This window comes from Streptomyces sp. NPDC006012, from assembly GCF_042871185.1.
Lineage (GTDB): Bacteria > Actinomycetota > Actinomycetes > Streptomycetales > Streptomycetaceae > Streptomyces.
Genome location: NZ_JBIAIE010000008.1, coordinates 254,154 through 277,643, shown reverse-complemented (window position 1 = coordinate 277,643; position 23,490 = coordinate 254,154). Strand labels below are relative to the sequence as shown.

General features: G+C 71.2%; 23 protein-coding genes. 8 read left to right on the top strand and 15 right to left on the bottom strand.

Annotated features, from left to right (window positions below; genetic code table 11):
- Positions 1–65: 65 nt before the first annotated feature.
- The 5 genes from tnpB to ACFYPJ_RS17960 form a co-directional block, all read right to left on the bottom strand.
- Positions 66–1,523 (bottom strand): IS607 family element RNA-guided endonuclease TnpB, encoded by a 1,458-nt coding sequence (tnpB, locus tag ACFYPJ_RS17980; protein WP_389017506.1) that lies wholly within the window; start codon positions 1,521–1,523, stop codon positions 66–68.
- Entirely contained in the window at positions 1,520–2,095 is a 576-nt protein-coding gene (locus tag ACFYPJ_RS17975; RefSeq protein ID WP_389017504.1) for an IS607 family transposase, read from the bottom strand. The genes tnpB and ACFYPJ_RS17975 overlap by 4 nt, the downstream gene beginning before the upstream one ends.
- 67 nt (positions 2,096–2,162) lie before the next feature.
- Positions 2,163–2,609 carry a GNAT family N-acetyltransferase gene (locus ACFYPJ_RS17970; RefSeq protein ID WP_389017502.1) on the bottom strand — a complete coding sequence of 149 codons (447 nt, stop codon included), beginning with the start codon at positions 2,607–2,609 and terminating at the stop codon, positions 2,163–2,165.
- A gap of 118 nt (positions 2,610–2,727) precedes the next feature.
- On the bottom strand, positions 2,728–3,201 hold the full coding sequence (locus ACFYPJ_RS17965) for a hypothetical protein (RefSeq protein WP_389017499.1): 474 nt from the start codon (positions 3,199–3,201) through the stop codon (positions 2,728–2,730).
- Positions 3,202–3,289: 88 nt separating this feature from the next.
- Complete coding sequence (locus ACFYPJ_RS17960; RefSeq protein ID WP_389017496.1) at positions 3,290–4,636, bottom strand: hypothetical protein; 1,347 nt, start codon at positions 4,634–4,636, stop codon at positions 3,290–3,292.
- A gap of 201 nt (positions 4,637–4,837) precedes the next feature.
- Between ACFYPJ_RS17960 and ACFYPJ_RS17955 the strand changes: the two genes are divergently transcribed.
- Positions 4,838–5,284: an ATP-binding protein gene (locus tag ACFYPJ_RS17955; protein ID WP_389017494.1), complete on the top strand. Its 447-nt coding sequence runs from the start codon at positions 4,838–4,840 to the stop codon at positions 5,282–5,284.
- A gap of 11 nt (positions 5,285–5,295) precedes the next feature.
- Positions 5,296–5,436: a hypothetical protein gene (locus tag ACFYPJ_RS17950; RefSeq protein WP_389017491.1), complete on the top strand. Its 141-nt coding sequence runs from the start codon at positions 5,296–5,298 to the stop codon at positions 5,434–5,436.
- A 446-nt stretch (positions 5,437–5,882) separates the two neighbouring features.
- On the opposite strand, the gene ACFYPJ_RS17945 is transcribed toward ACFYPJ_RS17950, so the two are convergent.
- From ACFYPJ_RS17945 to ACFYPJ_RS17935, 3 genes are all read right to left on the bottom strand, one after another.
- Positions 5,883–6,404: an NUDIX domain-containing protein gene (locus tag ACFYPJ_RS17945; protein ID WP_389017593.1), complete on the bottom strand. Its 522-nt coding sequence runs from the start codon at positions 6,402–6,404 to the stop codon at positions 5,883–5,885.
- A gap of 865 nt (positions 6,405–7,269) precedes the next feature.
- Positions 7,270–8,250: a zinc-binding dehydrogenase gene (locus ACFYPJ_RS17940; protein ID WP_389017489.1), complete on the bottom strand. Its 981-nt coding sequence runs from the start codon at positions 8,248–8,250 to the stop codon at positions 7,270–7,272.
- A 174-nt stretch (positions 8,251–8,424) separates the two neighbouring features.
- Positions 8,425–9,585, bottom strand: a complete 1,161-nt coding sequence (locus ACFYPJ_RS17935) for an NAD(P)-binding protein (RefSeq protein ID WP_389017590.1) — start codon at positions 9,583–9,585, stop codon at positions 8,425–8,427.
- Positions 9,586–9,742: 157 nt separating this feature from the next.
- Between ACFYPJ_RS17935 and ACFYPJ_RS17930 the strand changes: the two genes are divergently transcribed.
- The gene (locus ACFYPJ_RS17930; protein ID WP_389017486.1) at positions 9,743–10,450 is read left to right on the top strand and encodes a pentapeptide repeat-containing protein; all 708 of its coding nucleotides are present in this window, start codon (positions 9,743–9,745) and stop codon (positions 10,448–10,450) included.
- A 185-nt stretch (positions 10,451–10,635) separates the two neighbouring features.
- On the opposite strand, the gene ACFYPJ_RS17925 is transcribed toward ACFYPJ_RS17930, so the two are convergent.
- The 4 genes from ACFYPJ_RS17925 to ACFYPJ_RS17910 all read right to left on the bottom strand — a co-directional run bounded on the left by ACFYPJ_RS17925 (position 10,636) and on the right by ACFYPJ_RS17910 (position 15,279).
- Complete coding sequence (locus ACFYPJ_RS17925; protein ID WP_389017483.1) at positions 10,636–11,136, bottom strand: hypothetical protein; 501 nt, start codon at positions 11,134–11,136, stop codon at positions 10,636–10,638.
- Between the two features lie 172 nt (positions 11,137–11,308).
- Positions 11,309–11,740: a hypothetical protein gene (locus tag ACFYPJ_RS17920; RefSeq protein WP_389017480.1), complete on the bottom strand. Its 432-nt coding sequence runs from the start codon at positions 11,738–11,740 to the stop codon at positions 11,309–11,311.
- Positions 11,741–11,750: 10 nt separating this feature from the next.
- Positions 11,751–13,574 carry a stealth conserved region 3 domain-containing protein gene (locus tag ACFYPJ_RS17915; protein WP_389017477.1) on the bottom strand — a complete coding sequence of 608 codons (1,824 nt, stop codon included), beginning with the start codon at positions 13,572–13,574 and terminating at the stop codon, positions 11,751–11,753.
- Positions 13,575–13,581: 7 nt separating this feature from the next.
- Positions 13,582–15,279, bottom strand: coding sequence for a stealth family protein (locus ACFYPJ_RS17910; RefSeq protein WP_389017474.1), 1,698 nt, complete (start codon positions 15,277–15,279; stop codon positions 13,582–13,584).
- 205 nt (positions 15,280–15,484) lie between these two features.
- On the opposite strand from ACFYPJ_RS17910, the gene ACFYPJ_RS17905 reads away from it, so the two are divergent.
- Positions 15,485–16,135, top strand: a complete 651-nt coding sequence (locus tag ACFYPJ_RS17905; RefSeq protein WP_389017587.1) for a DinB family protein — start codon at positions 15,485–15,487, stop codon at positions 16,133–16,135.
- A gap of 290 nt (positions 16,136–16,425) precedes the next feature.
- Here the strand turns inward: ACFYPJ_RS17905 and ACFYPJ_RS17900 are convergent, their stop codons facing one another.
- Complete coding sequence (locus ACFYPJ_RS17900) at positions 16,426–17,001, bottom strand: TerD family protein (protein WP_020940795.1); 576 nt, start codon at positions 16,999–17,001, stop codon at positions 16,426–16,428.
- Positions 17,002–17,185: 184 nt separating this feature from the next.
- On the opposite strand from ACFYPJ_RS17900, the gene arfB reads away from it, so the two are divergent.
- Together arfB and ACFYPJ_RS17890 are read left to right on the top strand one after the other, a co-directional pair.
- Complete coding sequence (arfB, locus tag ACFYPJ_RS17895; protein ID WP_389017471.1) at positions 17,186–17,626, top strand: alternative ribosome rescue aminoacyl-tRNA hydrolase ArfB; 441 nt, start codon at positions 17,186–17,188, stop codon at positions 17,624–17,626.
- A 219-nt stretch (positions 17,627–17,845) separates the two neighbouring features.
- The gene (locus tag ACFYPJ_RS17890; RefSeq protein WP_389017468.1) at positions 17,846–18,688 is read left to right on the top strand and encodes a sigma-70 family RNA polymerase sigma factor; all 843 of its coding nucleotides are present in this window, start codon (positions 17,846–17,848) and stop codon (positions 18,686–18,688) included.
- Positions 18,689–18,729: 41 nt separating this feature from the next.
- Here the strand turns inward: ACFYPJ_RS17890 and ACFYPJ_RS17885 are convergent, their stop codons facing one another.
- Positions 18,730–19,302: a flavin reductase family protein gene (locus ACFYPJ_RS17885; RefSeq protein WP_389017465.1), complete on the bottom strand. Its 573-nt coding sequence runs from the start codon at positions 19,300–19,302 to the stop codon at positions 18,730–18,732.
- A gap of 271 nt (positions 19,303–19,573) precedes the next feature.
- Here ACFYPJ_RS17885 and cdgB point away from each other — a divergent pair, with 271 nt between their 5' ends.
- Together cdgB and ACFYPJ_RS17875 are read left to right on the top strand one after the other, a co-directional pair.
- Positions 19,574–21,226: a diguanylate cyclase CdgB gene (gene cdgB, locus ACFYPJ_RS17880; protein WP_389017462.1), complete on the top strand. Its 1,653-nt coding sequence runs from the start codon at positions 19,574–19,576 to the stop codon at positions 21,224–21,226.
- 130 nt (positions 21,227–21,356) lie between these two features.
- A complete protein-coding gene (locus ACFYPJ_RS17875) occupies positions 21,357–22,319 on the top strand; it encodes a carbohydrate-binding protein (RefSeq protein WP_389017459.1) in 963 nt (320 codons plus the stop codon).
- A 169-nt stretch (positions 22,320–22,488) separates the two neighbouring features.
- On the opposite strand, the gene ACFYPJ_RS17870 is transcribed toward ACFYPJ_RS17875, so the two are convergent.
- Positions 22,489–23,409 (bottom strand): 1-phosphofructokinase family hexose kinase, encoded by a 921-nt coding sequence (locus ACFYPJ_RS17870; protein ID WP_389017456.1) that lies wholly within the window; start codon positions 23,407–23,409, stop codon positions 22,489–22,491.
- Positions 23,410–23,490 lie beyond the last annotated feature (81 nt).

Below are 23,490 nucleotides of genomic sequence, written 5' to 3'. Positions count from 1 at the left end.
ACCGTTGCCGAGACCGTAGTCGGGTCTCAGTATTCCGGGTGTTTCTGCCCGGAAGGTCCGTCACATCACCAAAACGTGAGGGCTTCGGCTTGAGTACGGTCTCTCGTTTCCGTCTGCCGCTGGTGCGGCAGGGTTGCGCCACCTGCCCGCCCCGCCTCCGCCTTGCGGCGGGGGCGGGTGGTGCGGGTCTTGTGGTCGGCTCCACGAGGCTTCGGCACCGCCGGGGCGGTGTCCTGGTCTCCGGCCACTCCGGTACCAGTTGCTGCGGCTGCTGCGAGGGCGGCGAGGTTGAGCGCGGCGTTGTCGTCCCGGTCGGCGACCAGGCCGCAGGCGTCGCATTTGTATGTCCGGATGTGCAGCGGCAGCTTGGCTTTCACCGTGCTGCACCCGGAACAGGTCTTGGAGGAGGGGTACCAGCGGTCGGCGACCATGATGCGGGTGGCGTGGCGCTGGCGGGTCTTGTAGGTGAGCTGGCGGCGGATCTCACCGAATCCGGCGTCGGCGATCCTGCGGGCGAGGCGCCGGTTGCGGAGTATCCCGGCGACGTTGAGGTCCTCGACCACGACGGTGCCGTAGTCGGCGGTCACGGCGGTGGTGAGTTTGTGCAGGGCGTCTTCGCGGAGGTTCGCCACCCGGTGGTGAACCCGGTTGCGGGTCGCGTTGGCCTTCTCCCACCGCTTCGAGGGCTTCTGTCCGGTGCGCTGGTCGGGGCCCTGGCGGCGGGAGACAACGCGGGACGCGCGGCGCAGCTGCTGACGCGCCCGGTCGTAGTGCCCGGGATTGGGCACGGTGCGGATCTCGCCGGTGCTGTCGGCCATCACCGCGAGGGTCTTCACCCCCAGGTCGATGCCGACCGCCACGTCTGGTCGCGCCACGTGTTCGAGGTCGCGCTTCACCTCGGTCTGCAACGACACGAACCAGCGCCCCCGCTCGTGCCGCACGGTCGCGGACAGGATCCGGGCCGTCCCGGTCTGGACGCGCGCGAGGAGTTTCACCGTGGGCTCGTGCGTACGGATCGTGCCCAGCCTCGGCAGCGTCACGTGCCGGCCGTCGGCGTCCGGGCGGATCGTGCCGGTCGTGAACCGGCAGGACAGGCGTGCCTTCCGCTTAGACTTGAAACACGGCATGCCCATCGCACGGCCGCGCCGCTTGCCCTGTCTGGACTTCGCGTAGTTGTCGAACGCGGCAGCAGCGTTCGCCAGGCCGGTGTTGTATGCCTCCTTGGAGTTCTCTCCCCACCAGGAGGCGAACCTCAGGTCGGTGTGTTTGGCCTGGTTGAACGCCTTCCGCAGCGACGGCAGCGACCATGGCCGCCACTGGGTCAGCTGCTCCTCAGGGATGCCGTAGCTCTTCTCCGCGCGGCGCTGCCACCAGGAGGCGGTCACCCAGCCGACAGCCCAGTTGTACGCGGCACGCGCGGCGCCGCAGTGTGAGCGCAGCGCGTGCTCCTGGGTGGTGTTCGGGTCCAGGGCGAACCGGTAAGCCTGGACCACGAAACCGGGCTGCGGCCGGAACTTCTTCACTCGGCGTCCTCGCCGGTCGCCACGGCCAGCGCGCGGGCGGCACGGTTCTTCGCCGCACGAGGCCCGTACAGGCGGGCGGACATCGACGTCAGTACCTCGGTGATGTCCCGCACCAGGTCATCGGTGGTCTCGGTGGGGTCGAGGACGACCAGGCGCCGCCCGGAAGCGGACAGGACGGCTTCGAGGTGCTCGACGCCGAACCGGGCCAGCCGGTCACGATGCTCGACCACGACCACCGTGGCGTCCGGGTCGCACAGCAGGCGGTGCAGCTTGCGGCGCCGCCCGTCCAGTCCCGAGCCGACCTCGGTGACGACCTCGGCGACGGCCAGACCCAGCCCCTTCGCGCCGGCCACCACCCGGGCCGCCTGCCGATCGAGGTCGGTCTTCTGATCGGCGGACGACACGCGGCAGTACGCCACCACCCGCCCGGACGGCTGGACGGCGACCTCGTCGACCAGCCACGTCCCGGACGGCGCCTGACGAACAGGGACGGGCATCTTCCCGTCCTTCACCCACCGCCAAGCCGTCTGGTAGCTCACGCCCTGCTGCCGCGCCCACTCCGAAAGCTTCACCAGACCAAGATATTCGAGATACACGACCATAAGTGACTATGAATGACTAGAAAATCTGTAGCAGCTTTCACCCCCACCCTTCGTACATCGCTTGCAGACGAGGCCGCTTCGTGTCGACGGTGAGCACGGCCATGGCCTCGCCACGGCCGTCGAACAGGGCGGTGTGCAGCCGCTCGCCCAAGCCCCTCTTGCGCCACTTCGGCCGCACCATCAGCTCCGACACGGCGAACGTCGACGCGTCCGCCGGCGCGGGATCGAGGTACTCACGCCACCACTCCCGGCCTGGCTCGGCCGGAGACCCGTAGGTGAAGCCCACCGGCTCACCGCCTTCGTAGGCGATCACGCAGGCGAACCCCGCACGGCCGCCCCAGTGGTCCACGAACCACGGGAAACGCTGTACGAACTCCTCGTGAATCCGGTCGGCATAGGCGTCGGCGTGCACGTGGAGGAGGGTTTGCCGGATGTCGGGGAGGTCGGCGTGACCGTAGAGGCGCAGGTCGGTTGCCGCGGTCAAGGGGTGCTCCATTCGGATCGGAAACGGTCGCTCCACACGCGTGTCACCTGAGCGGATGGCGCGCGGGTGAGCAGAGAGCGGTAGAAGTCGCCGAGCAGCACCCTCGGTCGAGTGCCGATCAGCGCGATGCACCCTCCGGCCACATCACCCGGACGGGGACACCGTTCCGCTCGGCGTACGCCACGACGTCCGCGGTGCCGCCGTGCCCCCATGCAGGTTTCCCGTCCCACACGGCCACCAGCTCGTCAGCGAGCCCGACGAGGATTTCGGAGCCGTGCATATGCGCCTGGGAGTCGGACGCGGTCATGCCGGTCTCGTGCACCTCGCTCGCGCGGGAGATCAGCGCGTCGTACGTGGAGTGGTGCCACTCCGGCAAGTTGTCGCGGTACTCGGTGGCCGGGACGACGACCTCAAGGCGTCCACCGGCGGACAGAACCGCTTCGGCGAACCACGCATCGGGTCCGTCCGCGATACAGGAGACCGCCACCAGCTCCGCAGCGTCGTACCCGCGCACCGCATCCGCCAGGAGCACCCGCACGCGCTCCTTGACTTCTGTGCTCAGTCCGCGGTGACCGGTGATTCCCACACGCATCCTGTCCTCCTGCAGACAGACACCGTGCAACCGCTCGTCGAAGCCGTGCACAAGCGGAAGGCCGGCTGTCGTTGAACCTGTAACCGGGTCAGGCCGCCTTCAACCGGGAGACCTCGCGTGCCCGCTCGTCGAGGGTGCGCACGGCCGGCAGCGAGGCGTACGGCTTGAGACCGGTGCGCAGGGTGCGCAGGTGCTCGTCCCCTCGCGCGGAGCTGATCATCTGGTACTCGTCCAGGAACTCGTGCCAGGTGGCACACGCGGCCTCAACGTGCCGCAGGGACATCTGCCGTTGAGCGATCACCCCGAGGCAGTGCACGCGGCCCTGACGCTCCTGCGGGTTGCGTGCGGTGTTCGAGCGGCGCAGGGCCTTGACGCTGCCCGGCCCGTCCTTGAGCGACCATCGGACATGGGCCTCGTGGAAGTGGTAGGCCGCCTCGTCGTAGCCGCCCACGGCGTCCCGCCGGTTGTCCGCCTGGGCGAGTGCCGTCTCGGTCTCGCGGAGCCGGGTGAGGGCGGTGTGCCGGTCGCCGGTCATCGCGGCGGCGGCGGCCTGCTGCCCGCGCAGGAACGCCGTCAGGCGCGGCCCCGACGCCGGGGCGGCTTCGGCAGCGGCGTCCGCCAGCTCCAGCGCCTTCGGGCCGTAACCGAGGTGGGACGCCTGCAACGACATGCCGCGCAGCGTGCGGCAGTAGGTGACGTGGTCCTCGCCCGCGCCGGCCAGGTCGAGGGCCCGCAGGTAGTACTTCTGCCCGAGCCCCTGCTTCGTCTCGTACATCGCCATCCACCCCGTGAGGTACACGAAGTCCGAGACAGCTGCCAGCATCGCTTTGCGCACCTGGTCCGTGGCATCCGCGCGCAGGTACGTGCCGATGGTGTTCGTGATGAACGCCGCCGCCATCGGCCGGGCATGACCGGCGCCGATCTCGTCCAGGATGTCGGCGACTTTGTCCGTCATCTTCCGCACGGTCTCGACGTCGCTCATTCCGATCCGGAGAGCACGCCCCGCACTGGCTTCTTTCACCCGCTGGTCGAGCTCCCCGGTCACCTGGTTGTAGGAGGGCACCACCAGCGTGGCGGCGTACATGCCCGCGGTCAGCACGTTGCGGCGGCCCGGGTCCATGTCCGCACGGCTCAGCGCCATCACTCCGGAAACTACGTCGCGCTCCTCGGCCGTATCGTCCCCCCAGCCGACTTCGGCGGAAGTCACCGGGCGGCCGGCGAGCCGGGAGAGCGCTTCGAGGATCGCGGGCCTCGCTCGCGGTTTCGGCGTGCTGCCGGCGAGCCACTGCGACACGCTCGACTTGTCGTAGTGCAGAACAATCCCGAGTTCTTTCCCGACGGTGTTCGTGCGCCGCGCCAGCTGCGCGTTTCCGATCTCCTCCGATTGCATCAGGCCCGCGAGGGCTGTGTTCGGCGTGCGCGATCGTCGTGCCATCGAAACCCCCGAGCTGTGTTCAACCAGTTCAACCCTGCCTCCACTCTGCTCCCTTACCCCGCTGTGCGCAGAGGAGTTGAGTGATTACCGGCCGTTCGGTGATCCGCAGCCGACGGTTGACGACCGTGTGCCGGTCCCTTCTGCTCTCGACTCCCGGGGGTACCGGCGCGGTGCCCCCGACCCCTGCCCAAGGCGTGATCCATGACGATGACGACGACCAGACCCCGCCCGAACGGGCATCCCGGCTACAGCGAAACCCATCCCCGCACCGGACAGACGGCACCCCTGGCCCGTGGCCTGGTCCGCACCGCGTGCGCCGCGTGGGGCCTTGGGGACGAAGTGACCAGGGCCGCAGCACTGGTGATGGCCGAACTCGTCTCCAACGCGGTCCGCCATGCCCGGGGTCCCACCGTGCGGATCATCATCGACCGGCCCAGCGACGAGCGGGTGTATCTGGCGGTCGTCGACCGCACCCCCCACCGCCTTCCCGAGTTGCTCACGCCGTCCGCTGAAGAACAGAGCGGGCGCGGGCTCCTGCTCATCGAGGCACTGAGCGACCGATGGGGCTACGACCGGCTCGGCCCGGCATCCCGCCCGTGGGGGAAACGCTGCTGGGCCGAACTCACCGTGAAGCGGGCGGACCGGTGATCCTTGACGACTTGGACGAGGCGTTGAAGGACGCCACCCGTCCGTCCCGCCGACGCTCCCGGATCGGACGGCGGATGGTCGCAGGGCAACTGCTTTACGTCCTTGCGGTCACGGCCTTCTTCGTCTCGCTGCTCTGCTATGACGGCGACTGATGGCGGTCGGCAGCCGGAGCGGAAAGCCCGAAGGAGCGGCAGGCGCAGGTGTCCACGCATCTTCACGAGAGGGGCTACTGCGAAGACTGCTGGTACGGGCAGGACCCGGACCGGCGACCTGCCCCGACCCCGGTCCTCAGCCCGGGAAAGTCCGGGCGCCCGTGGGTCGACCCACCCCAACCACGAGGAGGACAGCACATCATGACCGCCTTACTGGAAACACCGACCAACAGGGCGCCGCGCGGCGTCCACGGCATCCACCTGGAGGACCCGCGCTCGGCGCGTCCGCGCGGGACGGGTGGACGGTGTATCGGCTCACGGACGGGGCGTTGGGCGGGCTGGGGGCGGGGTGATAGGTCCGGCGACGACGGAGTCCCAGGCCGATGGCGGGTCCCGGGGGCGACCGTGATGGAGGGCCGCACGGGGTTGATACGTCGCCGACGGGTCTATGCCACGGGTACGCCGTCGCGGAGGTAGCGGGGGCGGCCATCCGTCACCGCGTCCAGAGCGGCCGTGAGCCGTCGCCGCATACGGTCACCGACCCGGCGCAACGCCTCATGGGGCTCGATGAAAACAGCCTCGGACAGTTCCTCGTCCCGGGGCCGCAACGCGGGAGCCGTACTGCCATCGAGGGTGCCGCCGTCGAAGATGAACGCGAGCTGATCGTCCCAGGGGCCGTGCGGGGCGACCCAGTCGACCACCAGCAGCCCCCGCACGGTCACCCGCAAGCCGAGTTCTTCGATCAGTTCCCGGTTTGCCGCATCCTCCGGGGGCTCGTTCGCCTCCGCCATCCCTCCGGGCAGGTCCCAGCCGGGCTTGTAGTTCGGGTTCACCAGGAGGACGCGCCCGGCGGCATCACGCAACAGCACGTCGGCGGCCACGCGCTTGCGGGCCTGCTTGGCGTTGCCCTCCGCGAGGTAGGCGTTCCACGCTTCAGGGTCGGCGGGGGTGGGGGTGGTGGGCCTTATGCGGAGGTGCCTCCCGATGACGACGGGATCAGATCGGCCAGGAGCAGCATTCTCGCTCTGCGCGTGTCATCGAAGCGCACCAGGTATTCCCGTACCGGTGGATACTCCCTGTGCCGCTCAAGCAGCCGGCGCAACTCCTCCAGTTGCTGGACGACCCGGACGGATCCAAGAGTGGGGCTCGTGCTCAGGAGTGCATGGGCACCGTCGCAGGTATTGAACCTCCTGCAACGCAGCGCCGTTTCCCCTTCCATACCGTCGGCAGCAGAGAAAAGGAGGGGTGAAGCAGATGAGAGACCAGGATCCCCAAGGTCGCCTGAAACCGTCGCGGTCGATGCCGCAGGACGAAGGCTCGGTATCCGATCCGGCTGGGCAATTGAGCACGGCGTCGAACAGCAGGCTCGGCACCCATGCGAACGAGCCCAGGCCGGAGTGGAGGGACGGGCGGTCGGTAGCGAGTCTGGCCGAGGAGCTGACAAAAGCGGCTCAAGCAGGTGATGCGAATCGGGCGCGGCAATTGAGCACCGCATTGATCAGCACGCTCGACAACCCCCCGAAACCCAGGCCGCCCGCCCCGGTGTCCTCCCCTGCCGTCGATGCCAACGCGGCAGTTGCACGGGCCGCTCACCAGACTCTGCCGAGCGTCGACGCCAACGCGGCAGTTGCGCGGGCCGCTCACCAGACTCTCCCGCAGGGGCCGCGGCCGACGGGCCAGGTTGATCTAACGGTCGATTCCGAGCAGACCATAACCCGAATTCTTGCTGCTCAGCGAGGGGGGACGACCAAGGCGAAGAGGAGGTAGCGGCAACGCGGGTCGGCCGGAAGACTGACCCGGTAGGGCCTTGTGGCAGGCACGGCCTCGGGCCGGTCACGGTTCCAGGACCACCTTGCCAACCGTCCCGCGTGTCTCCAGCGCCCGGTGGGCGGTGGCCGCCGCGGCGAGCGGGAATCGGGTGACGGCGGGGCGCAGCCGTCCCGCGGCGGCCTCGGCGAGGGCGCGCAGTTCCAGTGTGCGCACCGGGTTGGCGCCGCCCGCGCGGCCCAGCATCACCGGGCCGAGTATCTGATCGGAGACGCCCTCGACGAGGTGGCCGCGGCCCGCGCCGATGCCCTCCGCCGACCAGCCGAAGACGATGTGCCGGCCGCCGTCACCGAGGAGCGCGACCGACTCCCGGGCCACGTCCCCGCCCACCCCGTCGAAGACAACCGTCGCCCGTCGCCCGCCCAACTGGGCGCGGACCAGGGCCGGCCAGCCGGGATCCGTGTAGTCGACGGCGATGTCGGCGCCGTTCGCCCGTACCCGCGCGACCTTCTCGGGTCCGCCCGCCAGCCCGACCACCGTGGCTCCGGCGTGCCGCGCGTACTGCACCAGCAGCGTGCCGATGCCGCCCGCCGCCGCCGGGACGACGACCACCGAGTCCGGGTCCAGCTCGGCGAACTGCACGATCCCCATCGCCGTACGGCCCGTGCCGATCAGGGCGACCGCTTCGGCGCAGTCCAGGTTCTCCGGAATGTCGTGGACCCGGTCGACCTCGGTGACGGCCAGCTCGGCGTAGCCCCCGGGGACGGATCCGAGATGGGCCACCACGCGCCGGCCGAGCCAGAGCCCGGCCACTCCCTCGCCGAGCGCGTCCACGACACCGGCCACCTCACGGCCCGGGACGGTCGGCAGGGCGGGCGGCTCGGGCAGCGGGCCCCGGTGCCCCTGGCGCAGGAAGGTGTCGAGGAGGTGGACCCCCGCGGCGGCCACGGCGATGCGGACCTGGCCCGGTCCGGGGGCTGGGTCGGCGACCTCCTCGTGGACCAGGTTCTCGGCCGGGCCGAAGGCGTGCAGGCGGATGGCGTGCATGGGCTCCCCATCGTTGATCCGGTGGTTTCAGTGGGTGCAGTGGGTGCAGTGGGTGCAGAGGGTTCAGCGGTTTTGGTGGTTCGAGGGCTTTACGGGGGTTTCTTTCGTTGCGCTGCCCCACGTGCACCGGTTTCCGTGCGCGGACCCACTCTTCGACCTCAAGCACGCTTGAGGTCAAGCCCGCCGGAGGCCGAGCGCGCGGTGGCCGAGGGCCAGTGACGCGGCGGCGAGTGCGCTGTTGAAGGACACCTCCGACAGGACGCCGGGCGCCGCGACCTGGTCCCCGGCGAGGTACACGCCGTCGCCGCGGTCGATGCCGGGCCGGTCGCGCCAGCTGGTGCCCGGCACGTCGAGGGCCCCGGTACGGCCCCTCGCGACCGCCTCCCGCCGCCAGGTCACCCGCCCGCGCCAGCCCCCGAAGCCAAGGTCGAGCAGTTCCTCGGCGCGGGCCACGCCGTCCGCCCGGGACGCGCCCGGCCCGATCGGGATCTGCCCCTGGACCAACTGCTCACCGGCGGGGGCGAGGGAGCGGTCCGCGGCGGTGCACCGTTCCAGCCAGCCGGGCGCGTCGAGATCCGACACCGCGAAGGCGTCACCGCGCCGGGTGCGCACCGCCACGTCGACGAGGACCGTGCACCCGCCGGGCCAGACCAGCGTGTCGTCGCCGAGCAGCCGGCGGGCGGCGGCGAGCGACGTGGCGACGATCACCGGTGTGTCGGTGGGCAGGGTGTCGACGCGGGACAGCGTCTCCATCCGTACCCCCAGGTTCCAGGCCCGCGCGGCCATCCGGTCGACGACGTTCGCCCAGCCGCCGCGCGGATAGTGCGCCTCCGGCGGCAGCCGGGCGGCCCGGCGCAGGCGCTCCTGCACGAAGGCGGCCGACAGCGCGCCCGGATCGTGGTGGAAGAGGGCGACGGCGGAGTAGTGCGCGGCGGCCAGTGCGCCCTCCTCGCCCGCCACCTTCGTCGCCCAGCTCAGGAAGTCCCGGTCGACGGGGGCCGCCGGGGCACCGGGGCGCAGCAGCTTGAGCATCGCGAACGGCGGGGTACGGCGCAGCACCCCGTGGTGGCGCAGCCGCAGCCGGGCCGCCTCCCGCGCCGGGAGGGGAGCGAGCGGGCCGAGCAGTCCGCGCCGCTTGAGCCAGGTCCAGTGCGGGCCGCCGCTGTACAGGGCGTGCGGGCCCTCGTTCGTCCGGTACGGGCCCTCGGCGGTGCGCGCCCGGCCGCCGAGGGTGTGGTGCGCTTCGTGGACGGTGACCTTGGCGCCTGCCTCCGCGGCGGTGATGGCCGCGGTGAGACCGGCGAAGCCGCCGCCGACGACGGTGATGCGCCGCATGGGCTGCATGGCTGGTGTCCTCCCTCGGGCCCGGCGGCCCGCGACGGTGTTGCGAGTACTCGTGGACATAGGACTGGGCGAGTCGGCCGGAATGTGACATCGGTGGTGTCGTCGCAGGTCAGGGCGGTTTGTCAGAGGTGTGGTGCAGCATGGGCGGATGGCTAGGAGAGCGACTGGAGACGGCGGTGGGTCCGGTGGGCCGGGCCGGAGCGGCGAGGTACGGGCGGCCCGCCGCCCCGAGTTGCGGCTGCCGCCGCTGGAGCCGTACGACGGACAGGAGTTGGAGCCGGACGGGGACTATGACGGCGTCGCGTTCCGGGAGGCGGACCTGGTCGGCCAGGACGGCGCGGGTGCCCGCTTCATGGACTGCGCGCTATCGGGGTGCGCGCTGGACGAGACGCGGTTGCGCAAGGCCCGGATCCTCGACAGCTCCCTCACCGGCATCCGGGGCGTGGGCACGGACCTCGCCGAGGCGACGCTGCGCGATGTCGAGCTGCGCGACGCCCGCCTCGGCGGCACCCAGCTGCACGGCGCCGTGCTGGAACGGGTGCTGATCCGCGGCGGCAAGATCGACTACCTGAATCTGCGGACGGCCAGACTCAAGGACGTCGTCTTCGAGAGCTGTGTCCTGGTCGAACCGGACTTCGGGGGAGCGCGTCTGGAGCGGGTCGAGTTCGTCGACTGCGCGCTGAAGGGGGCGGACCTCAGCGGGGCGACCCTCACGGACGTGGACCTGCGGGGCGCCGCTCCGCTGGAGATCGCCCGCGGGGTGGACCGCATGTCCGGCGCGGTGCTCGACACCGGTCAGCTGCTGGACCTGGCCCCGCTGCTGGCGGCGGAACTGGGCATCCGGGTGCTGGACTGAGCCGAGCGCTCCGTTGGAGGGGCACGAAGCGTCGTCGTCCGGCTGCGGCTGCGGCTGCGGCTGAGTCGTGGTCGGCCGCGGTTCCCCGTGCCCCTTCGGGGCACTGTCGAACCGCGGCCGACGCCGCTCGGCCTGCTTGGTACCCCGGTCGGGGTAGTACGGACCGGCGGGCCCCGTCGCCGGGCTCAGGGCACCCGGGGGTAGCGGGCCTGCAGCGTCCAGACGGCCGGGTTCTCCGCCAGGGACTCGTGCAGGTCGGTCAGGTCGGCGATCAGGTCGTGCAGGAAGTCCCGTGCCTCGCGGCGCAGTTCGGTGTGGGAGAAGGACAGCGGGGACTCCTCGGCCGGCATCCAGTCGGCCGCGATGTCCACCCAGCCGAAGCGGCGCTCGAAGAACATGCGGTCGGTCGACTCGGTGAAGTCCAGTTCCGCCCGCTGTGGCCGCGCGGCCCGTGAGCCCGCCGGGTCCCGGTCGAGTCGTTCCGCGATGTCGCACAGTGCCCAGGCGAAGTCGAGCACCGGCACCCATCCCCAGGCTGTGGACAACTCGCGGTCGGTCTCGGTGTCCGCGAGATAGACGTCGCCGCAGAACAGGTCGTACCGCAGCGCGTGGACGTCCGCCCGCCGGTAGTCCGTCTGCGGCGGGTCCGGGAAGCGGTTGGAGAGGGCGTAGCCGATGTCGAGCACGGGGTGATCGTGTCAGAGGCGGTCGTCCGGCTGGACTTCGGGCCCGGGGTGGTCGTGCTGGAGGCTGTCGTCCTACCGGACTCCGGGCCCGGACAGAGCCGTGGCCGATTCCCTGCCGTGGCCACTTCCCGGTGCCGTGACCGCTTCCCAGGTGCCTGGCCGCCTCCCCGGCTCAGTCCTCGAAATCCTGGGCCACTTCGTCCCAGGGGATGTCACGCAGGGCCGCGGGAGCGTTGTCGTTGGACGGAATGTCCGGAGTGTCCTGGAACCATACGACGACCAGGGCGGAGGAGTACCAGCCCGAATTGTGCGCGGGATCGATCTCCTTCGAGTCGAAGGCGCCGATGCAGACGACGGCGGGCAGGTTCTCCACGGGCTCGCCACGGAGTGCGGTCCTGTCGCCTTGGGTGCGTGGGGGAGGTACGAGGTGGACGGGCCGGCCCGGGTAGGCGTCCCGGGCCTCGCGCAGACGGTATTCGATGATGCGGTCGTTGACGTGCTTGGTCGGTGCGCCTTCGAGCAGACCGGCGTAAGTCGAGTCGAGCCGCAGCGAGGTGAGGGCGATACCACGGTGGGACGAGAGGGTGATGTAGGTCAGCGGCATACGCAAAACCCTATGTCCGGGACGCGATGCCCGGGGGCTGCGGGAGGCGCTCCGCGGACGGCGCCGCGGACGGGCGCGGTACGGTCCCGCGCTCTGACTCGAAGCGGCTCGGGAAGGGGTACTTGCGTTCCAGGAAGCCGCGGATGGCGGCGCGGGCCGCGGTCCGTGCCTCCGGGGCGGTGTCCACGTCGTTGAGGCAGAAGAAGTCGACGTCCTCCCCGGCCGCGAGGCGGGCCAGGCGCCGCCGCATGTCCGGGGTGCCCAACTGTACGTAGCGGAAGCGGTAGTCGGCCGGGACCGCCCGGCCGGTCGCGATCGCCCAGTGGTGGTGCAGCGTGGACGCCGGAGCCACGTCGGTGGTGGAGCGGAAGCGGGAGTAAGAGGTCCGCTGCAACTCCTCGATGGCCAGGCCCTCCATCTCGTTCATGACCGACAGCAGTTGGGGGTGCGGGGTGTGCAGCGACTTGTGCGTGATGTATCTGCCGTGGAAGCGCCGGATGACCTCGCGGGTGTTCTTGCCCGCGGAGTTCGGCGCGGGCTCCAGCGGGTGCGGGGCGCCGACGCCGAGTTTCAGCGGGGACAGCGGGATCCGGGCGATGCCGTTGCCGTGGAAGAAGTGCTCGGCGCGCACCGGGCGGTTGATGAAGACGTCGTCGTTGAAGTAGAGGTAGTGCTCCGAAAGACCCGGTATGTGGTGCAGTCGGCTCTCGATCGCGTGCGAGTTGAAGACGGGAAGGGCGTCGGCCGGGAGGATGTCCCGGTGGTCGACCACGGTCAGGCCCTCCGCGTCCGGGTCCAGCCAGGCGGGGACCTGGGAGTCGGTGACCAGGTAGACGTGCCGGATGAACCCGGCGTACATCTCCAGCGAGCGCAGCGCGTACTTCAGTTCGTCGTGGCTGGTGTAGCGGGAGGCGCCGGTCTCGCGCGGGGCGATGGAGTTGTCGGAGACCGCCTGGTGGGCACGGCGCTTCGCGTCCAGCACCGGGTCGTCCCCGTCGACCCAGGTGTACACGGCGTCGACGGGGAAGGGCACCTCGTCGATGCCCGGCTCGGCGAACGGCGCGAACGTCGGCACGCGACCGCGGCCGGTCGCCACCGAGGCCGGCTGCTGCGCCGCCACCGGCAGCACCTCGGACACCCGGTTGCGGCGCGGCGCGACGAGGGCCGGGCCGAAGACGTCCGTCAGCCGGCCGCCGGGCACGGTGACCCAGGAGGGATCCGCGTCCGGGGCGGTGCCCAGGTCCCGGCCGTGACGCCAGAACTCGATGTCGCACCCCGCCTCAAGACCGCTGAGGACCTGCCCGGCCGGGCCGAGCCGCACCACGCCGGTACGGAGCACCCTGGCCCGCCTCAGCGCCTTGGGCAGCTTTCCGTCGGCCCACAGCACCGCGGTCGTCACCTCGTCGTCCGGACCGACGGGGCCGACGTATGCGGCGGTGCGGGCGAAGTGCTGCGCGGCCCGGGCGAGGACTTGGCCGCGGTGGGTTTCCTCGACGCCGATCACCTGCCGCGGCGTGCCGTACCCGTACCCGTGCTCGGCGGGGACGAGGAAGTACGGGACGCCGATCGCCTCCAGCAGGGCGCAGACCCGTTCGCGGTCGGCTTCGGCGGCCTCGGTGGTGGTGTAGCCGGCGACCGTCTGTCCGTACAGCCGTGCCGTCCCGCAGGTGATCCGGCGCAGCCCGGGGACGGCGCGGCGCAGGCGCCTGCGGGCCCGGGCCGCGCGCAGGGTCCACAGCCGTGCCGCCAGCCTGAGCCGGAGGCGGAGCAGCACGTCCCGGACGGCCCGCAGGCCGCCGGGCGCCGCGAGGCGGTGGCGGATATCCATGGGCATGTTCCGGTCAGCTCTGCTTCTCGTAGGGGCTCGGGAACGGGAAGTAGTCCTCCAGGAACTCGCCCATGCGGATGCCGACCTGCTCCCGCTCCTCGGGCGGTACGTCGACGTCGTTGAGGCAGAAGAAGTCGAAGCGGCGGGTACGGCGCAGGTCGGCCAGGCGCGCTTCGGCGTCCGGACGGCTGATGTTGACGTACCGGAAACCGAACTTGCCCGGCACGCCGTGGCCGGTCATCAGCGAGTACTGGTAGAGCAGCGGGGCCGTCAGGGCGATGTCCTGCGGCGCGCGGAACCGGGACGCCGTGGTGCGGCGGAGGTCCTCGGGGAAGAGTCCCTCCAGCGACTGGAGCACGTCGCGCCGCTGCGGCAGCGGGGTGTGCATGAAGTTGTTCGTCGTCATCCGGCCGAACTTTTCGAGGAGCAGCCGCCGGACGTTCTTGCTGGCGGAGTTGGTGGCCGTCTCCTCGGCGTGCGGCTTGCCGATGCCGATCTTGAGCGGGGACACCGGGATCTTCATGAGGCCGCTGCCGTGGAAGAAGTGCTCCGGGGTGACCCGGCGGCCGACGAACACGTCGTCGTTGAAGTACAGGTAGTGCTCCGAAAGACCCGGTATGTGGTGCAGCCGGGTCTCGATCGCGTGCGAGTTGAACACCGGCAGGACGCCTTCGGGGAAGATGTCGCGGTGGTCGACGACCGTGATCCCCTCGGCCCGGTCGTCGAGCCAGTGCGGCTTCTGGCCGTCGGTGACGAGGTAGATGTGGCGGACGAAGTCGGCGTACATCGCCAGTGAGCGCAGCGAGTACTTCAGCTCGTCATGGCTGGTGTAGCGGGAGGCGTTGGTCTCCTTGTCCAGGATCTCGACGGTGCCGCGGTCCTGGTACTGGGCCCGCTTGGCGCGCATCGCCGGTTCCTCGCCGTCCACCCAGGTGTAGACGACGTCGACGGGGAAGGTCACCTCGTTCACGGCCGGCAGGGTGAGCGCGGCGAAGGTGGGCAGTTCCCGGTCGCCGACGCGGACCGTGGCCGGCTGCTGCTCGGACGCCGGCAGGACGTCCGTGAGGCCGTTGTTGCGCGGCGCGATCAGCGACTCGGCGAAGACGTCCTCGGACGCCTGCGGCTGCACCTTGGCCAGCCGCCGGGGCCCGTCGTCGGAGGCGAGGAGCGCGGCCCCGTCCTCCCAGAACTCGACGTCGCAGGCGAGTTCCGGCCCGGCGAGCAGCTGGCCCGCGGGCCCGAGATGGTTCTCACCGATCCGCAGCGCGGGCGACGTACGCAGCGGGGCAGGCAGCACGCCGTCCAGGAACAGCGCGGGATACTTGAGCTTCCCGCCGGGCAGTGGCCTGCCGATGAACACCGCCTTGCCCGCGTTCTGCGTCTCCAGGGCGGTGAGGAAGCGCTCCCGGTCGACGGCGTTCACCCCGACGGTGTGCCGGGTGCGGGAGGCCGGCACCAGGAAGTACGGGATGCCTTCGCTCTCCAGCGCGGCGACGACCAGCCCGAGGTTTTCGGCGGCGGCCTCGGCCGCGCTGAACCGGGTCACCACCCGTCCGTAGAGCCGCTGGCCGCGGACCGCGACCGGGCGCAGCACCGGGTCCGTGACCGCTGCTCTCCGGCGCCGCCGCATGGTGCGCAGCTGCCACACCCGCTCGGCCGCCTCCCGCTCGACTCGCGGCCGAATCCGGCGGGCAAAGGAACGCACGGTCACGTTCTGGACTCCTGTTCATTAACCTCTTGATGGGCTTGCGTTAACCAGACGCACATCGCAGGCGGAAGGTTGTGCAAGATTTCGCCGAACATTAATGATGCACATAACTTTCTCATTACCTGCAGTGGTACCCGTCATCGCGCAGGTCGGCGCCGTCGGCGGACGTCGTCCGGGGGCTGGTGGGCGCGCGTCCGCACGCACGACCATGGGGTGCATGGATGACCGAAGCGCACGCTGGAGCGAGGCGACCACCTATCCGGACATGTGGGTTGATCCGGACAAAGACCCTCGCGGCGGCGATGGTGTCAGTCCGGACGGCGAACTCGCCACACTTCAGGACTTTCTGGCGAATTACCGCATGACCCTGCTGATGAAGTGCGAGGGTCTGGACGCGGAGCAGCTGGCCCGGCGGTCGGTGCCGCCGTCGACGATGTCGCTGCTCGGCCTGGTCCGGCATCTCGCCGAGGTGGAGCGGGACTGGCGCAACTGGATCGGCGACGGCGAGCCGCTGCCGAAACTGTATGGCCCTGACGGAAATGCCGGAAATGCCAGCCCTGGTGGCGATGACGGCGAGGGTGGCCCTGGTGGCGAGGGTGATGCGGGCGGTGCGGGCGGCGGGGACTTCGACGGGGCCGTCGCCGAGCAGGCCGAGGTGGATGCCGCGTACGCCGCCCTGGCGCGCGAACAGGCCGCGACCGACGCCGCGCTGGCCGAGCACCCGGATCTGGGCGAGCGACTGGGGAAGGACGGGTTCGCGGTACGGGAGCTGATGGTGCACAGGATCGAGGAGTACGCCCGGCACTGCGGGCACGCCGACCTGTTGCGCGAGCGCGTCGACGGCCGGGTGGGGCAGTGACGGGTCGCTCGACGGCCGAGTGGGGTCGGTGACGGGGCCCTCGACGGTCGGGTGGGGTCGGTGGCGGGTCGCTCGACGGGCGGGCGGCCCAGCGACGGGTCGACGGTCGGGTGGGCCGGTGATGGATCGATGGCCCGGTGCCGGGGTGTCCGGCCGGGCTCCGGTCACGGCGCAGGCGTGAGTGCGGGGTCAGAGGGGAGCCGGGCCCTGATGGGCTTCCCCCCGGAACGGGCGCGGCCGGTCCCGGACCGCGGAACAACGCGGTCGGGACCGGCCGGGCACGGTGTGGCTCAGACGTTGACGCCGAAGTCCTGGGCGATGCCGACCAGACCGGACGCGTAGCCCTGGCCGACCGCACGGAACTTCCACTCCGCGCCGTTGCGGTACAGCTCGCCGAAGACCATGGCCGTCTCGGTGGCGGCGTCCTCGGAGAGGTCGTAGCGGGCGATCTCGGCGCCGCCGGCCTGGTTGACGATGCGGATGTAGGCGTTGCGGACCTGGCCGAAGTTCTGGCCGCGGTTCTCGGCGTCGTAGATGGAGACCGGGAAGACGATCTTGTCGATGTCGGCCGGCAGGGCGGCGAGGTTGACGTTGATCGCCTCGTCGTCGCCCGCGCCCTCGCCGGTGCGGTTGTCGCCCGTGTGGACGATCGAGTTGTCCGGGGTCTGCTTGTTGTTGAAGAAGACGAAGTGGGCGTCCGAGTAGACCTTGCCCTGCGTGTTGACCGCGATCGCGGAGGCGTCCAGGTCGAAGTCCGTGCCGGTGGTGGTGCGGACGTCCCAGCCGAGGCCCACGGTGACGGCGGTCAGGCCCGGAGCCTCCTTGGTGAGCGAGACGTTGCCACCCTTGGACAGGCTTACAGCCATGGTTTGGGAGTCCCTTCCCTCGTTGCTTACCTACGGCTTCGTACTGGGGACGAAGCTACCCTCACCGGGAAGAACGCCAAGGGGGGTCCAGGAGGTTCCGCATCCCTTTACCTTTTTTACCCTCCTTGGCCCAGTCGCCGGCTCCGGCAAATTGGGGTGACGCGGGGCGGACGATGAGGCGACCATGGAGAGCATGTCCGGTCCTTACCTCATCCGTGGCTCCGTCTCGCTCCCCGAGGCCGAGCTGATGTGGCGTTTCTCACGCTCGTCGGGGCCCGGCGGGCAGCACGTCAACACCAGCGACACGCAGGTCGAGTTGCGCTTCGACCTGGCCCGGACCGAGGCGTTCCCCCAGGTGTGGAAGGACCGCGCGCTGCGGCGCCTGGCCGACCGGCTCAGCGACGGCGTGCTCACCGTCCGGGCGTCCGAGCACCGGTCCCAGTGGCGCAACCGCGAGGCCGCCGCGGTGCGCCTCGCGGCCCTGCTCGCCCAGGCGACCGCGCCGCCGCCCAAGCCCCGGAAACCGACCCGGATCCCGCGCGGGATCAACGAGCGGCGGCTGCGGGAGAAGAAGGAACGCTCCCAGACCAAGCGCGGCAGGTCCGGCCGGGACTGGACGAACTGAGCCGGGCCCCCGTGTCACATCTCCGTCCCGCCGTACGTCACCTCTCTGTACGCCGTCTCCATGACGGCAGGTACGCCCTCTCCATGACGGGCGAGGCGATCTTCACGCCGGATGACGAATGACGGACGACGGACGACGCACGAGGGGCTGTGGCCAGGGATGAGCGAACACGGGACGGGGCACGGGCACGCGGGCGTGGGCACGGGCGCAGGTGCCGGCGTGGGTGAGGCCGATGCCCTGGCCCGGAGTTTCGAGGTGTACCGGCCCCGGCTGCGGGCCGTCGCCCACCGCGTGCTCGGGTCGGCCGCCGAGGCCGAGGACGCGGTGCAGGAGGCGTGGTTCCGGCTGAGCCGTACCGACGCCGGCCGGGTGGAGAACCTGGGCAGCTGGCTGACGACCGTGGTCGGCCGGGTCTGCCTGGACATGCTCCGCTCCCGCAGGTCCCGCGCCGAGGAGCCCCTGGAGTCCGGCCCGCCGGTCGCCGTCGCGGACGCGGGACCCGAACAGGACGCCGTGCTCGCCGACTCGGTCGGCGTCGCCCTCCTCGTCGTCCTCGAAACCCTCACGCCCGCCGAACGCCTGGCCTTCGTGCTGCACGACCTGTTCGCGGTGCCGTTCGAGGAGGTCGCGGGCATTCTCGGCCGCACCCCGGCCGCCGCCCGTCAGCTCGCCAGCCGGGCCCGCCGGCGGGTGCAGGGCGCCCCGGCGCCGGGCACCGACCTGACCCGGCAGCGGAAGGTCGTGGAGGCGTTCCTGGCCGCGGCGCGCGGCGGCGACTTCGAGGGGCTGCTCGCGGTGCTCGACCCGGACGTGGTGGCCCGCAGCGCGGCCGGGGTGACGACGGGCACGGCGCGGGTCGTCGCCGGGGCGACGCGCTTCTCGCACCTGTCCCATCTCACCCGCGTGGCCCTGGTCGACGGGGCCCCCGGCCTGGTGATGCTGGTGGACGGCCGTCCGGAACGGGTCCTGACCTTCACCTTCGTACGCGACCGGATCGCGGCCATCGACATCGTCATCGCCCCCGACGACCGCCTGTCCCGGCTGAGCATCGCACCGCTGTGAGGTCCGGCGGGCCGGTGGCGGTGCTACCCGCGGCCCTGTTCTCAGCCCAGTCGCCGGTACCGCCCCCGGAAGTACAACAGCGGCCCCCCGTCCGCGCTGGGCACCTCCGCGGTCAGTACGCGGCCGACCACCAGCGTGTGGTCCCCGGCCGGGACCACCTGTTGCGTGCGGCACTCCAGGGTCGCGAGGGCGCCGCGCACCAGGGGCGCGTCGGAGACCGCGCCGCGGGCGTAGGGAATGTCCTCGAACAGCAGCCGGTCGCTGATGCGCCCCTTCATGGCGAACCGGCCGGCGATGTGCCGCTGGCTCTCGGAGAGCACGGAGACCGCCCACAGGGGCTGCTCGGCCAGCAGGTCGTCCATGCGTGAGCCCGCGCGCAGGCTGACCAGGACCAGCGGCGGGTCCAGGGACACGGACAGGAAGGCCGTGGCCGTCATTCCGGCGTCCTCGCCGGCCGGCGCCGTCGGGTCGTCCGGGTCGAGCGGCGGTTCCTGCGCGGTGACCAGGACCACGCCCGCGGCCAGCTGGGACATGGCAGCCCGGAACTCGTCGTTGCTCACCCCCTCAGCATGCCCGGGGACGGCGGTGGAGCGCGGCGAAGGAGTGTTCAGCACGGTGGAAACGCTAATCTTCGCTCCGGGTCCGTCGCATCGGGCCTGCGCCCGAGCCTGGTCCTAGGACCAGGGGACGAAGAACACCGGGACTCTTCCCGACGGTTGATGATCTTCTGTGACTTGAGTCACAAGGGCCATGAATTGTTGACCCTGTGTACCGAGTGGGCAGCGCGCTGTGATTCAGTGGCGGTGAAGCTGCAAGGGCACCACGGAAGAGATAACGCCGAACAGAACCCTTGATTCACTGCGAGGTCTCGGGGGGAGGGCGAGCATGGAGACCGAGTCGGAGCCCTACGTCCGCCTTGCCTCCCTCCGGCAACTGCACCAGGCCATGGCCGACATGAACACGGCCCGCAGCCTGGCGGACACCCTCCAGACCGTCGCCGACGGGGCCGTCGCCGCCCTCGGGTACGAAATGGCCTGCGTCAACCTCGTACGTACCGACGGCGACCTGGTGGTCGCCGCCTTCTCCGGCAACGCTGCCGCCGAGGCCCTGATCACCGGCCGGGTCGGCTCCCGGGAGTCCTGGGAGCGCCGGCTGCGCATGGGCGAGTCCTGGGGCGACCTGCGGTTCATACCGCACACCGAGGGCTGGGTCCTCGACGACGACGACGTCCCGCAGTGGTTCACCGACGGGCCCGAGCCCCGCTTCGAGGACGAGTGGCACCCCGCCGACCGGCTGTTCGCGCCCATGAACACGCCCGGCGCGCAGGGCGGCGGCTCCGGTGAACTGCTCGGCGTGATCTCCGTGGACCGGCCGCGCAACGGACGGCACCCGGGCGCCTGGGGCCGCGAGGCCCTCCAGATGTACGCGTTCCAGGCGGCCATCGCGATCAGCAACGCCCGGCTGCGGGCGAACATGCAGCGCGCCCTGGTCCGCCTGGAGCGGGAGCAGCAGGCGCTGCGCGCGAGCGAGGAGAGCTTCCGGCAGGCGTTCGAGTACGCGCCCTCCGGGATGGCGATCGCCGAGCTGGGCGGGGACCAGCACGGCCGCATCCTGCGCACCAACGACGCGCTGTGCCGGCTGCTGGGCCGCCCGGCCTCCGCGATGCGCCGCTACTCCTTCTCCGACCTCGTCCACCCCGAGGACATAGGCACGCTGCTGCGCACCTCCGCCGAGGGCGGCCGGGCGGAGCTGCGGCTGGGCCGCCGGGACGGTACCTACGTCTGGGTGTCGCTGCGCAACTCCGTCGTCGCGGACGCCGCCGACGGCCCCCGCTTCCTGCTCACCCACGTCGAGGACATAGAGGAACGCAAGCGCCGCGAGCTGCAGCTCGCCCACCGCGCCTCGCACGACTCCCTCACCGGCCTGCCGAACTCCGCCGAGCTGCGTGCGCGGCTCTCCTCCCGCCTGTGCCGCCGCCCCACGCACGTCGACGACCTGGAGTCGCTGGACGCCGCGTACGGCCATCCTGCCTACGACGTGAACGGTCACGGCTTCGACTTTCCCTCCGGCGCGGCGGGCTACGACGGCTTCGACCACCATGTGCACGTCGTCGCGCCCGAGGGCGACCGCGACGACGGCACCAAGGGACTCGCGGTCCTCTTCTGCGACCTCGACGGCTTCAAGTCGATCAACGACCGGTTCGGGCACAACGCGGGCGACGCCGTCCTCATCGAGGTGGCGCGGCGGCTGTCGCGCGGCGTGCGCGACGGCGACACGGTGGCCCGGCTCGGCGGCGACGAGTTCGTCATCCTGGCCGACGGCCTCGGCAAGGCCGACGCCCAGGACCTCGCCGTACGCCTGCGCAACGAGATCATCCAGCCGATCCGGGCCGAGGGCCGGGCCGTGCGGGTCGGCGCGAGCTTCGGAATCGGCTGGGCGCACTGCGGCATGACTGCGGACGAGGTGTTGAAATCCGCTGACGAGCGGATGTACGTCGAGAAACGATCTCGTCCCAAACAACACAGGCGAGCCGGATGAGTGCAGGTCAGTGGGTTGAAGCAGATCGGGCCACCCGTTCGGCCCAGTGAGAGCGGGTAGGCTCGCTGTTCACCACCCGTCTCCAACTACCCGTACCGCATCCGCCCGCACCTGTTGAGGAGTACTAGGCATGACGCCCGGCGACAACGGCGCGAGCACGCCCGAGGACGACGACCCGTTCGGCTATCTGTACGCCGACGGGCAGGCCAGGGGCGCCCAGCCGCCGTCCGGTGGCTACGGCTACCCGAACTCGGTCAACAGGGTGCGCTCGGTGGGGGAGCGCCAGTACGGCCAGCAGGCCCCCTACGGCCAGCAGCCCCCGGCCGGCTACGGGGACCAGACCGCGCCCGTGCAGCAGCAGGGTGCCTACGGTCAGTCGAACGCCCACTACCAGGCCCCGGAGACCTTCCCCGGCGGCGGCCCGGCCACCCGGCAGCCCACGTACGGCGGCGGTGGCCGAAACGGCCGCGGCCCGAACACCAGGGGGCTGCTGATCGGCGCGATCGCGGTGGTCGCCGCGGTGGTCATCGGCATCAGCATCGCCATGTTCAACGGCAACTCGAACGACGCCAAGGGCGGCGACACGCCCTCGGCCTCCGCCGCGACGGACGGCTCCGGCTCCGGGGAGTCGGCTTCGTCCGGTCCCTCGGAGAGCGCCGGCACCGAGCCGGGCGTGCAGGACGCGGCGGCCTTGGCGCTCGCGGGCGGTGCCCAGGTCGGCACCCAGTACACCGGGGCCAAGGCAGCCGGCGGCAAGTACGTCGAACAGATGACGCAGCCCGGGGCCTCGGTGAGCTGGAAGGTCGACGTGCCCAAGGCCGGCACGTACGACCTGTGGATCCGCTACGCCAACGCCGAGAAGGGCGCCGCGAGCGCGACGACCGTCGTGAACGGCAAGCCGATGAGCTACAAGGCGGACCTGAAGAACTACGGCAAAGAAGGCGACTGGAACGCCTGGTACCGCTCCTACGTCTCGGTCCAGCTCGACAAGGGGTCGAACACGGTGGCCGTCACCTGCGGTCAGGGAGACGCCTGCCATTTCAATCTGGACCAGCTGGCGCTGTTCCAGGAGGGGCAGAAGCCCGACTGGTAGGCGGATGCGTCGGCAGGGCGGTACGTCGTACGCGAGTGCGAGTGCGGCTGTGTGTGCCTTGCGGCTTTCCACTGAACCGAGAACGCAGGACGCCAAGGCCGTGTAAGTCCGCGCGAGCGGGCTCACACGGCCTTCGCTGTTTCTTCCGTTCTTGCCGTTGCCACGGACCTCACGCCGACACGCTGACGTCGGTCTGCGACAGCATCTCCTCATACGTCGGCCGGTCGAACTCCCCCGCCACCGGCGCCGCCACCGTGGCCGCCGACAGGGCGACCGCGCGGGCCAGCCGGTCCGGCCAGGGGAGGTTCTCCACCAGGCCCGACAGCAGGCCCGCCACCGCCGAGTCGCCGGCGCCGGTGGGATTGCCGGTCACGGTGGCGGGCGGGGCGGCCCGCCAGTGGCCGTCCGCGGTGTGGGCGAGCAGACCCTGCGGGCCGAGCGAGGCGACCACCGCGTGGGCGCCGCGCCGCCGGGCGTCCTGGGCCGCGCGCAACGGCTCGTGGAAGCCGGTGAGCTCGGCCAGTTCCCCGGCGTTGGGCTTGGCGATGTCCGGACGGGCCGCCACCCCGCGCCGCAGCGGCTCCCCGCTGGTGTCGAGCAGCACCGGCACACCGGCCGACCGGGCGGCCCGTATGAGGCCCGCGTAGGCCCCCACCGGCACCCCGGGCGGCAGGCTGCCGCACAGCGCCACCGCCGACGCCGGCCCGAGCAGACCGGCGTACGCCTCCTGGAACGCGGCCCACTCGGTGGCGGTGACCTGCGGGCCTGGCTCGTTCAGCTGGGTCGTGTCGCCGCTGCGCTCGTCGACCACGGCGACTGTGCGCCGGGTCGCGCCCGCGATCGGGACCAGCGCGTCCAGCACGCCGGGGGTGTCGGCGAGCCGTTCGCGGACCTCCCGGCCGGTGCCGCCGCCGGCGAACCCGGTGACCGTCACCTCGTGGCCGAGGGCCGCGAGCACCCTGGCCACGTTCACGCCCTTGCCGCCCGGCCGCTCGTCGACCGCGGACACCCGGTGCGTCGCGTGCGGACGCAGTGAGCGCACGCGATAGGTGAGGTCGAGAGCGGTGTTGAGCGTGACCGTGAGGATCACCCGGGCCGACCTCCCTCGTGCCGTGCTGACCTGTGCCGTGCCGACGTCCGCCCTGCTGACGTGCTGACGTGCTGACGTGCT

Excerpts from the sequence above, each read along its gene's own strand:
- ACFYPJ_RS17965 (WP_389017499.1), bottom strand. The coding sequence starts at position 3,201 with ATGCGTGTGGGAATCACCGGTCACCGCGGACTGAGCACAGAAGTCAAG.
- ACFYPJ_RS17960 (WP_389017496.1), bottom strand. The coding sequence starts at position 4,636 with ATGGCACGACGATCGCGCACGCCGAACACAGCCCTCGCGGGCCTGATG.
- ACFYPJ_RS17955 (WP_389017494.1), top strand. The coding sequence starts at position 4,838 with ATGACGATGACGACGACCAGACCCCGCCCGAACGGGCATCCCGGCTAC.
- ACFYPJ_RS17940 (WP_389017489.1), bottom strand. The coding sequence starts at position 8,250 with ATGCACGCCATCCGCCTGCACGCCTTCGGCCCGGCCGAGAACCTGGTC.
- ACFYPJ_RS17935 (WP_389017590.1), bottom strand. The coding sequence starts at position 9,585 with ATGCGGCGCATCACCGTCGTCGGCGGCGGCTTCGCCGGTCTCACCGCG.
- ACFYPJ_RS17930 (WP_389017486.1), top strand. The coding sequence starts at position 9,743 with ATGGCTAGGAGAGCGACTGGAGACGGCGGTGGGTCCGGTGGGCCGGGC.
- ACFYPJ_RS17920 (WP_389017480.1), bottom strand. The coding sequence starts at position 11,740 with ATGCCGCTGACCTACATCACCCTCTCGTCCCACCGTGGTATCGCCCTC.
- ACFYPJ_RS17915 (WP_389017477.1), bottom strand. The coding sequence starts at position 13,574 with ATGCCCATGGATATCCGCCACCGCCTCGCGGCGCCCGGCGGCCTGCGG.
- ACFYPJ_RS17905 (WP_389017587.1), top strand. The coding sequence starts at position 15,485 with ATGGGGTGCATGGATGACCGAAGCGCACGCTGGAGCGAGGCGACCACC.
- ACFYPJ_RS17900 (WP_020940795.1), bottom strand. The coding sequence starts at position 17,001 with ATGGCTGTAAGCCTGTCCAAGGGTGGCAACGTCTCGCTCACCAAGGAG.
- arfB (WP_389017471.1), top strand. The coding sequence starts at position 17,186 with ATGGAGAGCATGTCCGGTCCTTACCTCATCCGTGGCTCCGTCTCGCTC.
- cdgB (WP_389017462.1), top strand. The coding sequence starts at position 19,574 with ATGGAGACCGAGTCGGAGCCCTACGTCCGCCTTGCCTCCCTCCGGCAA.
- ACFYPJ_RS17875 (WP_389017459.1), top strand. The coding sequence starts at position 21,357 with ATGACGCCCGGCGACAACGGCGCGAGCACGCCCGAGGACGACGACCCG.